Here is a 12,207-nt window from a genome sequence, read left to right as displayed (position 1 = left end):
CCGACCATATGAGCGCCCAGCGCGAACGCATCCTTCGCGCCACCATCCGGTGTATCGGGGACCTCGGCCTCGAACAGACTTCGATCGCCGCTATCCGAAAGGAGGCTGAACTGAGTACCGGCGCGATCTACAAACACTTCACCGGAAAGGACGAAATCGTCACAGCGGCGTTGCAATTCGCAGCGATGGACCAGTCGGACGTGCCACACCACTGGCCGTTGCTCAGGGACGATATGGCAGCGCTGGGCGATGAGCGCGGCTTTGATATGAATGTTATTGCCAGGACGAACCTGCAATTGCTCGCCAGCAGCCTTCGGCCCGGACCCCTGCGTGTCTTGTTAACGTCCCAGATGGAGCACACGCTTTCGGTTCTTGCCGACCGGCTGACCGCGATGGAGCAGGCAGGAGAAATCCGGCTGCGGATGAGTCCACTACGAACCGCAAACTGCATCGCCGCGCTAGCGGAAGGACTAACTTGGCTGGGCCTGGCATCCGGTCGCAGGTTGGAGGAGATATCGCGGGACATCGTGGCGGGTTTGGAATGCTTGGTAGACGCGGACGCATCAGCGTCGGTTAGCGATTAGTAGGCCCAAACCTCACCTACGGGGCGAGACAGCTGATGCCCGAGCCTCGCCCCGCCTCCGTCATCTGCTCGCTGTTCGTTTTATGAGCGGACGCTCAACTCAGCGCTTAACGCAGCCCTCCCGGCCCGCTAGCGAACGCCGTGGGCTGATGCCACATTGCTTTGACAGAGCCCTTAAGAGCCATAGCTCAACTCCTTTCGCACGGTAAACGACCAAATTGTTCGCGGGGTGCCTACCACCTGCCGGCGGCCGGGTCGCTAAGTGCCCTGGGCGGACGCGCGAAGCTGACGCCATAAGCAGGCTGCGATGCGCTTTATGAAGAAGCCGTTGAAGCGGCACGGCTCGCCCGAGGCGATCACCACCGATGGGCTTCGGTCGCACAAGGCGGCGATGAAGGAACTCGGCAACACCGAGAAGCAGGAGGTGGGACGTGGGGCAACAACCGCGTCGAAAATAGCCACCTCTCCTTCCGAAGACGGGAACGAGCAATGCTCCGGTTTCGACGGATGAAGACGCGGCGGATATTCGCCAGCGTGCATGCCAACGTCCACAACCACTCCAATTTGGAGCGTCATTTAGTCGATCGTCAAACGTTCAAGGAACGCCGCTCAGCCGCCCTGGCTGAGCGGCAGATCCTTGCGAGCTAGGCCGCTGCGCTCAAAGGCCGAACTGCATCGTGTGGAGAGCGGTTCGCATTAGACTGACAGCAGCCCTGCGACGTACAAATTGGTGAGATGGGCCGTCGGGGCAGGGAACTCGCGCGAGCGAACCAACGTTTTTCGGGCTCTGGCTCAGCGAGTCTGAAGGCCGCCATGGAACGAAAGGCGGGCCATGGGGGTCACTCTCGTTGGTAAGAACGCTCCATGTTAGCCCCTCAATCCGCTGGCGGCAGCAATTGGTTGATGCCCGCTGCGAGTGTCTCGAGCTTGTAAGGCTTCCGAAGGATCGGAAAGTCGCGCTGATGGGCGGGAATGAATTGCTTGCTGCTATAGCCGCTTGCGAGCAGCACAGGCAGATCGAGGCCCATCTGCTTGATCCTCTTTCCGAGATCGACACCGCTCATGCCGGGCATGACGATGTCCGAGAAAACAATGTCGAACTGGTGTTCGTCCAGCAGGCGGAGCGCTTCGTGGCCGTCCTCTGCTTCCACGACGTCGCAGCCCAGATCCTCCAGAAGATGTCGAGCGAAGTAGCGCACGTGGCCGCTGTCTTCGACGAGCAGAACCTTCAGCCCCACCGGGATCGTAACGTCCAGTTGGCCTCTTGCTTCCTCTCGAACAGGCTTGGTCGTCCGGGGTAGCAAGATCCGAACCGTGGTGCCTTGCCCTACCTCCGATTCGATATTGACCGCGCCCCCCGATTGGACGGCGAAACCGTGTATCTGGGACAGTCCTAGCCCAGTCCCCTTGCCCGTCGGCTTCGTGGTGAAGAAAGGTTCAAAGACCCGCTCCAGTTTATCTCGCGGGATACCCTCACCAGCGTCGCTGAGCGCAAGCTCGACCATATCCCCAACTGAGCGAGAAAGGTTCCTCGTCGAGATGTTGATCGACCCGCCGTCCGGCATGGCGTCGCGGGCATTCAAGACGGCGTTCAGCAGAGCGGTTTCCAGTCCGGTAGGGTCAATCTCGACTGGCCAGAGCGCTGCCGAAAGATCGAGCTGGAGTTCATACTGGCTGCCAAGGGTACGCTGAAGCATCTCGCCCATCGCATCCATACGAACACTTAAATCGATGACTTCAGGCTCAAGGGGTTGGCGCCGCGCGAAGGCCAGCAGCTGCGAGGTCAGGCTCGTTGCCCGCTCCGCCGTTTCCAGCATCACATGCAGGTAGCGATTGCGCTTCTCGGCAGGCATCTCCGGCTGCCTCAGCAGAAAGTCTGCAGAGCCGCTCATGACCGTCATCAGATTATTAAAGTCGTGAGCTATTCCGCCGGCCAGCTCGCCAAGGGCCTGCAGCTTCTGCGATTGTAGCAGTTCAGCCTGAGTCTGTCGAAGTTCACCTTCCGCCCGCACCTTCTCGCTGATGTCGCGCGTGATCTTCGCGAAACCAATATGCTCGCCTGATTCGTCGTGGATCGGGTCAATCACCACATGGGCCCAGAACAGCGAACCGTCCTTGCGCACGCGCTGTGCTTCGGCTTCGAATTTTCCGGCGTGCAAGGCGGTTTCCAGTGCAGCTTCCGGCGCGCCGCGAGCACGGTCTTCCTCGGTGTAGAAGCGAGAAAAATGCTGCCCTACCACCTCGGCCTCTTCATAGCCCTTGATGGCGCGAGCCCCGGAGTTCCAGCTTGTGATGACCCCGCGCCGATCCAGCATATAAATTGCGTAGTCTCGGACGCCCTGCACGAGCATGCGGAATTGCAATTCGCTGGCGTACGCCGCCTGTTCCAAAAGCCGTTTGTCGGTGATGTCTCGAGTGATTTTGGCGAACCCGAGCAGCGATCCATCGTCCGATCGGATCGGATCGAGAATGGCGTGCGCCCAGAAGCGGGTGCCGTCCTTTCTCACCCTCCACCCTTCGGCCTCGAAGCGGCCTTCACGTGCTGCCGTCTCGAGCGCTCTCGCAGGCAATCCTGCATCGCGGTCTTCCGGCGTGAAGAAGCGCGAGAAATGCTCGCCAATGATCTCTGCCGCAGAGTAGCTTTTGAAGCGCTGGGCGCCCGGGTTCCAGGTCACCACCCGGCCGGTCGCGTCGAGCATATAGAGCGCATAGTCCGTAACCGATTGGACCAACAGCTCGAACCGCCGGTTCCCAGTGTGGTCATCAAAAGCAGACGTAGCCATCCAAAATCCTACCGGTCCCCCGCGAGTGCCTAGCGGTCGAAGCGTCAGCGAATCAAGCGCCTTACGCGCCCGGTCAGGCCGAGAGGGACGGCGGCATCTCAAAATAAACGCCCGTTAGCATTGGCTACGCCAGAAAGCGGATTCGGCGGCAGTTAAGGACGTGGTGGAGGACCTAATTGCCTCGTCAGCCGGCTCCGGCAAATCTGAACGAGTGGTAGCTAAGGGCACGCGATGGACATGAGCTGCACGGCCGGAATTGGGCGCGTAGCTGCCGTCTCAAGCTGACGGGGACGCGTGCGCTCGGCGACCACCCCCTACTCAATTTCGCGGATGTGGGAAGTTTTGGCAACCACCGGTGTCCGGATGGCAAGCTGGGTACTTTTGACCTCCCCCACCCTGCTCCTCATGGCCGGGAGTCGCAACGCGCAGGACTGCCCTGCTCTATGATCCTGCACGTTGACCATCTGGTGACCTCCGCAGAGCGGCGTGAGTCCGGCAGCCCCGGGGGCGACGGTGCTGGGTCGGCATCGTGCTGGCAAACTGTGGCGGCCAGCTCACGTCAGCTCGGAATGAAGTTCATCCAAAACAGCCGGTTTGATGGCGAACGCGTCTCGGATGTGGCGCGTTGATGTTGCCGATCGGCCTGAGTGAGGGGCACCGAAAGGCGAGGGTCAATCCCGCGGCTGTTCGCCGCGGAGCTCGGTAAGCACAGCTTGCATTGCACGTAAAACATACGACCTAGCCAGCACGTTGTGGATCTCGTTAGCATCGGCATCGGGTGCGAGTTGAGCCTGTGCACGCTCAGCGCGCGCTTTATGGGCGAAGTAGGCTAAGCCAAGGTCATCCATATAATCTTCTACCGTAATCCGACTAGAGTGTGGGGCAGGATCCACCGACCGACGTGGTAACTATCAACGACGTGATGGGCCCGGCGCCAGAACATAAACGCTATGGGTGAACGAAATGCGTCTCGACAGGGAAATGCGGCTCCCGGCTGTCACTCGCTTGTCTCACCGACTAGAACGACGAGGTCCCCCCTCCGTTTGGCAAGCAGCCGCTTACTTACGGTAATCCATTAGAGGAGATCCCCAAGGTTCAAGCATCCGCCATCTTTGAATCGCATTCCGAAGCGGAGCGCGTCGTCTCTGAGCTTCGGGCCGCAGGTGTTGGGGACCCCCACCTTTCGATCATCGCCCATCATGGAGGAACGACCACTGCCACATCGGGCGAAGGGGAAATTAAGACGAGCATCACCGCAATGTGCTGCGTGGCATCTTGGATGGCGGTGCACTTGGCGCCGGTCTGGGGACTGAAGCGCTCGCTATTCCCGGCGTCGGCCCAATCGCAGCAGCGGGCGCGATTGCAGCTGGTGCTGTTCACGAAGCAACGGCTATCGGCGCAGGAATTGGTGCATTGACCGTCGCCTTCAACGAAGTTCTGACCAAGCATGGCGTAAGTGAGAAAGATGCCACCTACTACGGCGGCCGCATGAACGACGGCGGCGTGGTCGTAACCGTCGGTGGCGACGATATCGATGCCGAGCGTGCTGGTGAATCCTTCATCACAGCGGCCGTCACAACTCGACGCAAGAGCGCTCGCCCCACCCCTGGAGCTTTAACGATGGACGGTTAGTAGAATTTGCCCTTTCTTAACCCATGTTTCTCTGGAATATTTTCGTTTTATTTGCGTCAGCTGGAGATAGAAAATGATTATGGCTGATTTATTTTCAGGATCTCGATTAGGTGGCATAAACAAACTGTGTTATAAAGACCTATCCCCGGCGATGTCTCTTGAGGCGCTGGTGACTGTGAGACGAATGTGCTCCCGCCTTGGGCCGGAGATTTTATGTACCCTTCGCAGCATCGTTCGTTACACGCGTTCGTGCATCGTCTCACCTCGAGATCCATCCTGACAGAGGATGAGATCAACGCGATTCTCGCCCTCGATGGTCACGAGGTGGTGGTGGCTGCGCACTCCGACTTCGTGCGTATGGGCGAGCATGTTGATCACTCTTGTCTCGTGGTGGATGGGCTGGTTGGGCGTTTTGGCCAAAATTCGAATGGCGCACGTCAGATTACTTGCCTGCACATTCCAGGCGATATGGCCGACCTTCCGTCGGTGGTGAGCCCCAAATCTGGTTGGGGTTTGGCCGCGATGACGCGCACGAAAATCCTCCGCGTGCCTCACGCCGAACTTCGACGCATCGCTGCGAAGCATCCGGGAATCGCCGAGGCTTTTTGGCGTGACTGCGTGGCGGATGGATCGATCTTCTCGGAGTGGGTCGTAAATGTAGGCCGGAGAGACGCCCTCACCCGCGTTGCTCACTTGCTTTGCGAGATGGCAATCAAGAACGAGCTAGCGGAATGCGGTACCAAGCGCTATTTCCCGTTTCCGATTGTTCAGGCCGACCTTGGCGACGCCACGGGCCTGACTACCGTCCATGTGAATCGAACTCTCAAGGAGCTCAGAGAGCGATCCATCGTTACTGTGCGAAGCGGTGCCGTCACTATACATGACTGGGATCAGCTTGTTTATGCGGGTGACTTCGATGTTGCTTTCATGCTCCTCGACGGCCCCTCTCCCCGCATCGCTGCATCGGCCGGAGACGCCCATATATACGCGGAAGGAATGATAATAAGCAGCGCTTCGACGCAGAACCCACGCCGTTGACATGTTTCTGTTTTGTCTTGATCCATGGTCGTTGGCATCCCCAGCGATTAGGCAGACCTCTCTCATGCGCCAACCGAGGACATGTCTCTTTCGGTTCCTCTGAAGATCAGTTTCTTACGGTTGCGACCGCTTCGAGGCGTCAACCTTGGCTTTTAGGCAGCGAAAGGCCCCAGCCTCCCCATGAGTACGCACGAGCAATGCTTAACCAGCCGAAACCGAGCTGTGTCCTAGGACATCAACTTTTCTCGCCCACGCCGCTTTCGTGGATCTAGACTCGACTGGCATGGCCGGAGTTGGAACATACGAATAATACGCTGGAAAAGTGATCTTGATGGGGATCATTACACGGCGACTATGTGCTTCATGTAGTGATGTTAACATACGCTATCATTGAACACGACTGGTAAGGACGCCAGTGGCTGTGAGATCTGCCTGGTCCGGCCTTTGTAGGGAACAAATCATGTTTCATCTTCTAAACAGGGGTCTGCACCTATTTGGCGGCCGGTGTTTATCGGGAGACGAAGCTCCGCCGCCATTGTGAGAAGCCGTCCGCATAGAGAGGTTGCCAGCGTGCGGCAGCAACTAGCCGTTCGCGAAAAGCCGATCGTAAGCGGGTTAAACGCGGCAAATAATGGTGCAAAGCGTCATGCCGGTCACTCGCGTCCGGATGACAGGTCCACGCGTAGCTTCAGGGATTCCGCGTGCATGGAGGACGGTCGTTTGTAAGCTTGTCCCGCGGGGGTTAATCCGCAGCGGCTGTCCGCGAGCCCCTGATACGGACTCACGGGCCCCCTACGCCTCCTGCTGGCTTAACCGTGCGCTCAGGCCGTCATCCTGCGCCTTTCGCTTGCAGAAGTGTGAAGCAGATGGTGGTGCCTGTCTCACCCGTCTGTGCCACCCATATCGTGCCCCCCATGGACTGAACAAGTGTTCGACAAATTGCCAGGCCCACGCCCAGACCTTTCCCCGCCGAAGGCGTGAACGGCGAGAAGACATCCCTCCCGTCGTCTGGTATTCCCGGCCCGTCGTCGATCACGCACACATCGACGAACTTCGCGTCGCGGCAATTCGTCTCGATAGTGATGACGGGCTCCCTGCCGCGACAGGCATCACGAGCATTCCGGATGAGGTTCACCAAGACCTGCTGCACTTGAACCGGGTCCGCCAGTGCATTTGCTGGTCGAGTGTCTGGATCCGGAAAGACTTTTACGACTGACCCAGGCTTCGCCGCCTCCGCCAGGGTCACGGCGCATCCTATGACTTCTCTTACTGAGATTGTCTCTACCCTCGCCTGGCGGTCCTGGACCAGATTTCGCACGCGGCGAATGATTTCCCCGGCATGCACAATTTGCCCACGCGCTGAATTCAATGCCTCAACGGCCGCGATCTTTTCCAACGCGCTGTCTCGGGCCAGCCGCATCGTGCCGGCCGCGAGATAGTTGGACGCAGCGGCAAGCGGCTGGGCCAGTTCGTGCGCTAGCGTGGCCGCAATGGCATTTAGGCCGTCGATACGCGCGAGGTGACCGACCTGCTCCTGAAGCGATTCGAGCAGCTTGCGCCGCGTAATATCTTGGTCAGTGCCGTGGACGCCGATGAGCCCTCCGGTCTCGTCAAGATCCGCCACCGCGACAACGCGCCGATGACTGACCACGCCGCTGGGGAGGCGGACGGCGAATTCATACTCGTGCCGGCCGCGACGTGACTGCATTTCTTTTAATACCAATCCGAAGGCGTCGGCGCCTTGAGGCCCGGCGAACTCAGTCAAATCACGCAGCGCAATGCGGTCGGGCGTTCTAGGACGCTCATACATGGCGCAGAGATCCCCGGACCACAGGAATTCTTGCCGGGCGCTGTCGAAACTCCAGTCACCCAGCATGGCCAGTCGCTGGGCTTCCTGCAACCGGGCGTTCGCCGCGACTATCTCCGCTTGGCGAATGGCTCTGCGTTTCGCCAGGGCGAGCACCAGCCAGGCGGCGATGAAAATGGCGAGGCTTATCAGCGCCGCACCTACGCGATAGCCGCCAGCGCGCGCTCGAAGAGGTCGTAGTATTGCCTCTTGCGAGACGCCGCAGGTAACGAAGACCCCGTATCGTGACAGAGGACGAAAGCTGAAATATCTTACTACGCCATCCAGCGCGCTCGGAGCTAGATACGTCCCAATGGGGTCTTGCTTCTGCATTTGCATGACCGGCTTGCCGCGAAGGTCCTGGCCGAAGCTGAGTGTGTTTCCGGTTCGCCGGGCCCGGGTGATCCCGTCCAGGCCAATGACCGAGACGACTTCGGTATCTCCCAACGAGGCATTTTCGAGGAAGTTCGTCATCTCGCTCGGCCGAACATGAACACTAACCGTTCCGCCGAAGCTCCCGTCGCGCAGATTCACACGGCGGGACAAGATTAGAAACCAGCTGCCCGTGAATCGGGAGCGGGACGGAGGATTGACTCGAAGCGCGGTACTTGGGTTCGACCGGTGGAGCTGGAAGAGCGGCCGGTCAGAGACGTTCACTTTCGGCGGCGCGGACGCTACGCTTGAAGCGACCAAGTCGCCGCGCGCATTGATCACATTGATCTCGCGGAGGGCCGGGGCTCGAACCGCGAAATCGGCCAGCGGGAGGGGCAGCGTCGGCGACGGCGCACTTCGCTCGAGGAGGTGGGCATAGCGGTCAGCCACATAGGCGGTCGCCAGATCGGCCCCCTCCAACGTGCGCGCTACATATTGTTCCAGAGCGATGGTCCGGTTGACATTTTCTCTGATCGCCGACCCGACAACCTCCCGCCGCTCCTGCCGGATTTGGAAGAGGACGACCGCCCACACCAGCACAATTACGCTCAGCGTTGTGCAGATGACGGCGCCTTTTGCCGCAAGGCCTGGCAATTGGGTCATGTCGCCATTGACCTCAGGTGTGACGGGGCGCGCGCCGGGAGGATCATCGGTCAGGAGTGCAGATCAAAGTACGTTATTTTACGTATAGTCCTGCCCGCGCCCAATGCTTCACATTTCGCTATCGGCGGCAATCGACTGCTAGCTCCCGCCGATATGCATCCACATTACGGCGGCTGCGCTGGTGGTTTCTTTAAGAATTGCCGATTTCCTACCGCCCCGGGGGCCGCAGGGCACATCTTGGCGCTGCTTGCTCAGCATACATGCAGAAGCGAATAGCGGGTAACGGCCCACAAGTGGCTCGACGGCTCCCGACACAACTTGCCAGTCGGAAATCCGCCCGATTCGGCCGCCCGCTGATAGAGCGTCTGCGCGCCAAAGCAGCTACGAAGGAGCCATGCTTTCGCCGTTAGCATCAAGGGACAACCGCTTGCCTCCTCATACCAAGGAGAAGATTGAGACCGAAATCGGCGCAGACGCTTTTATATTGCCGACTACACTTCGAAGATCGCGAGGCTCTTACGGGGCACAGTGTTGTCTCCTCCTATGGCGCGCCCGTCGCCTGCCGCAACGAGTCGGTCAATGTGCGCAGCCGTCATGGGTGCGCCGTAGCGGAAACCCTGCGCTTCCTGGCAGCCGCGCGCCCGGAGATAGATCTCCTGCGCCTCGTTCTCGACGCCCTCAGCAATGACTCCCAGGTTGAGCGTACGCGCGAGGGCGAGTACTGCTTCCACGATCGCCAGGTCTTGATTGTTGTAAGGCAGTTGCGCCACGAAGCTACGGTCAATCTTCAGTCTGTCGACCTGCAGCTCCTTGAGAGTGGTCAGCGAAGCAAAGCCAGTGCCAAAGTCGTCCAACGACAGCCACACGCCTAGCATTCGAAGTTTGAGCAGGTTGTCGCGCGTGCCCTGAGCCTCGGAAAGCGCAACCGCTTCGGTGACTTCGATCTCCAACGCTTGCGGCGGCAGGCAGTGGCGGCTCAGTGTGTCGCGCACCATACCCGCTAGGTCGTGACCCTTCACCTGATCGGGAAAGAGGTTGACCGCCACGCGGAGGCGGTTGCCGGTGCGCCACCAGATCGAGGCTTGACGGCATGCCTCTTCCAGCACCCATGCACCGACGACGGATGCTTGGCGACTGGCCGAGAGAACGGCGATAAAGTCACAAGGGGAAAGCAGCCCGCGTTCTGGGTGGCGCCAGCGCAGTAGCGCCTCCGCGCCGATCAACGCGCTGTCGCAGAGCCGGACTTGAGGCTGATAAAAGAGCTCGAACTCGCCGTTCAGGGCCGCCCGCTCGACCTCGTCCTCTAGCAGGCGTCGCTTCTCATAGGCTTCGCGATCAGCGGAAGTGTGCAGGTGGACACGACCACCTCCTTCCGTCTTCGCGCGATAGAGGGCAAGATCGGCGTTGGCTAGCAGCTCCTCTACGGTGCCTTGGGTGCGTTCTGGCACGATGATGGCGCCGCAACTTCCCTGCACGCGCATACTTCTGTTGCCCGTATAGAACGGTCGGTCGGTCAGCGCCTTTAGCAACTGCGCAGGCAAGTCACCGCCAGCGTGATCACGGTCGACGAGGGCAATAAATTCGTCCCCGCCCAGCCGGGCGATCACATTGGATCCGCCGCAGCACTGCCGGAGCCGCTCCGCAACCTGCTGGAGCAAGGCGTCACCAGCGGGGTGGCCGAAGCTGTCATTGACATCCTTGAATCCGTCGAGGTCAATGAGCAGAAGCGCTGCCAGCCTGTCTTCGGCTAGCTTCATCCTTGCCATGTTCATGGCGCTGGCGCGGTTGGGCAGACCGGTTAGCGCATCGCTAAGCGCGAGCTTGCGCAACTCCTCCTGGGAGCGGTGCTGCTCGGTCACATCGCGGATGAAAAGCATGATTTCGCCGCTCTCAAGCGGCAGGGCGTTGATCAGGAAGTGACCCTCCAGCGGTGCATATTCCAAGCTGAAGGATAGCGGGCGACGCTGGTCCATCGCTTCGCGAAACATATCGCCCACCCAGCCGTGTTCGATGCCAGGAAATGTCGCCCAAAAGTTCCTGCCGCAGGCGTCATAGCTCTTGAGCCGGCCCCGGGCACGATCGTTGAGAAAATTGATTGTCCAGTCGGGGGAGACCGTGATGACGCTATCGCTGGTGCCCTCGAGCGCGTCATAGAGCCTACGATGGCGCTCGGCGTAGCCATCGGCCAGCTCGTCGTAAACATTTGCCAGCGCGTCGAATTCGGCGCCATCGCCGATCGCACCCACTCGGGCGTCACGTTCGCCACGTTGCCAAGCAAGGACAGCTTTGGTTAACCGCTGCATCGGCCTGCTGACCGAACGCACCGCAAACCAGCAAGTCAGCAGCAGTGCGACCATCACCGTCGCTACCAGCAGAAGCATGCGCAACCACGCGCGACGTTCTACGCCCTCAAGGGCGGTCACCCTATCCGTGCCTACCGCCACCATGAACGGCATAGCAGTTTCACTCTGCGGCGGCACATAAGCGATCACGCGGTCGCTACCATCCAGCCATCGAGACTCGAGGGTTCCAGCCGAGTGTGAGGTAAACGCACCCTGCAGATGCGCGGGAAGGTTCTGGCCGACGCCCGTCCCGTCCGGCAGCGACACCAAGATCCGCCTGTCAGGACCGGCTATTGCCAAGCGCGTCGCTGGTGGCAGTCCGGCGCGTTGGAGGCTTTTTGCCAATTTGCTGAGGTCAAGCCCAGCCACCAGCACGCCAGTCACCCCGCCGCGAGCGTCCAGCACCGCGAGGTTGAAGTTTAGCGAGGGGCGTCCCATCAGGCGCCCGATGACATAACCTCCCGTGCCGAAGTCGCGGGTGGCGAGTGCTCGCTGAAAATAAGCCCGATCGGAAATGTCAGTGCCGGCCCGGGCGCTACTGCACCATATCCGGCCCGAAGTATCGGCAACCCCGATCGCCTGGTACATTTCAAATTGACGCTGAATGCGAGACAGGATGAGATTGCATCGAGCCACCTCCCCCTGCTGGATTGCGGGTATCTGGGAGAGCGCCGTCAGCAACTGCCGCGCACCCATGACAATCCGCTCCTGTTCGGCCGCAGCGCGGTGCGCGGTCCGCAGTGCGACGGTGGCAATTTCGGCGCGCTCCTCGAGCCGTTCCTGGCGCGCGCCGGCCCCCTCCAGCACGACAAGCGGCAGCATGGCAAGAAGCACGACGACCGCAAGGCGTTGCGCGACCCTCAATTGGGGTGGACCGGGTTCACTGGCTCAACAACGTGCATGACTAAATTCACCATCGAGCAGCTCGCGATGTTTACCGCGAGAATT

6 protein-coding genes and 1 pseudogene are annotated in these 12,207 nt (G+C 60.1%); 4 read left to right on the top strand and 3 right to left on the bottom strand.

Features of this window, described 5'->3' with window-relative positions; translation table 11 throughout:
* Positions 1–8: 8 nt before the first annotated feature.
* Both OKW87_RS02375 and OKW87_RS17515 read left to right on the top strand, forming a co-directional pair.
* Positions 9–584 carry a TetR/AcrR family transcriptional regulator gene (locus OKW87_RS02375; protein WP_265542010.1) on the top strand — a complete coding sequence of 192 codons (576 nt, stop codon included), beginning with the start codon at positions 9–11 and terminating at the stop codon, positions 582–584.
* Between the two features lie 288 nt (positions 585–872).
* Positions 873–1,231, top strand: a pseudogene (locus OKW87_RS17515) (DDE-type integrase/transposase/recombinase); the annotation flags it as partial.
* Between the two features lie 227 nt (positions 1,232–1,458).
* On the opposite strand, the gene OKW87_RS02365 reads toward OKW87_RS17515, so the two are convergent.
* On the bottom strand, positions 1,459–3,366 hold the full coding sequence (locus OKW87_RS02365; RefSeq protein WP_265542007.1) for a hybrid sensor histidine kinase/response regulator: 1,908 nt from the start codon (positions 3,364–3,366) through the stop codon (positions 1,459–1,461).
* Between the two features lie 1,260 nt (positions 3,367–4,626).
* Here OKW87_RS02365 and OKW87_RS02360 point away from each other — a divergent pair.
* A complete protein-coding gene (locus OKW87_RS02360; protein WP_265542006.1) occupies positions 4,627–4,998 on the top strand; it encodes a hypothetical protein in 372 nt (123 codons plus the stop codon).
* A 213-nt stretch (positions 4,999–5,211) separates the two neighbouring features.
* Positions 5,212–6,036 (top strand): Crp/Fnr family transcriptional regulator, encoded by an 825-nt coding sequence (locus tag OKW87_RS02355; protein WP_265542004.1) that lies wholly within the window; start codon positions 5,212–5,214, stop codon positions 6,034–6,036.
* Positions 6,037–6,865: 829 nt separating this feature from the next.
* Here OKW87_RS02355 and OKW87_RS02350 read toward each other — a convergent pair.
* Together OKW87_RS02350 and OKW87_RS02345 are read right to left on the bottom strand one after the other, a co-directional pair.
* Entirely contained in the window at positions 6,866–8,917 is a 2,052-nt protein-coding gene (locus OKW87_RS02350; RefSeq protein ID WP_265542001.1) for an ATP-binding protein, read from the bottom strand.
* A gap of 491 nt (positions 8,918–9,408) precedes the next feature.
* Positions 9,409–12,081 carry a bifunctional diguanylate cyclase/phosphodiesterase gene (locus OKW87_RS02345; protein ID WP_265541999.1) on the bottom strand — a complete coding sequence of 891 codons (2,673 nt, stop codon included), beginning with the start codon at positions 12,079–12,081 and terminating at the stop codon, positions 9,409–9,411.
* Positions 12,082–12,207 lie beyond the last annotated feature (126 nt).

The sequence above is a fragment of the Sphingomonas sp. M1-B02 genome, assembly GCF_026167525.1.
Classification (GTDB): Bacteria; Pseudomonadota; Alphaproteobacteria; order Sphingomonadales; family Sphingomonadaceae; genus Sphingomonas.
The sequence above is the reverse complement of the archived record's forward strand: the minus strand, read 5'-3'. Positions and strand labels throughout refer to the sequence as shown.

Bases quoted from the DNA above. Each gene is read 5' to 3' on its own strand.
- OKW87_RS02345 (WP_265541999.1), bottom strand. From the start codon at position 12,081: ATGCTGCCGCTTGTCGTGCTGGAGGGGGCCGGCGCGCGCCAGGAACGG.
- OKW87_RS02355 (WP_265542004.1), top strand. From the start codon at position 5,212: ATGTACCCTTCGCAGCATCGTTCGTTACACGCGTTCGTGCATCGTCTC.
- OKW87_RS02375 (WP_265542010.1), top strand. From the start codon at position 9: ATGAGCGCCCAGCGCGAACGCATCCTTCGCGCCACCATCCGGTGTATC.
- OKW87_RS02365 (WP_265542007.1), bottom strand. From the start codon at position 3,366: ATGGCTACGTCTGCTTTTGATGACCACACTGGGAACCGGCGGTTCGAG.
- OKW87_RS02350 (WP_265542001.1), bottom strand. From the start codon at position 8,917: ATGACCCAATTGCCAGGCCTTGCGGCAAAAGGCGCCGTCATCTGCACA.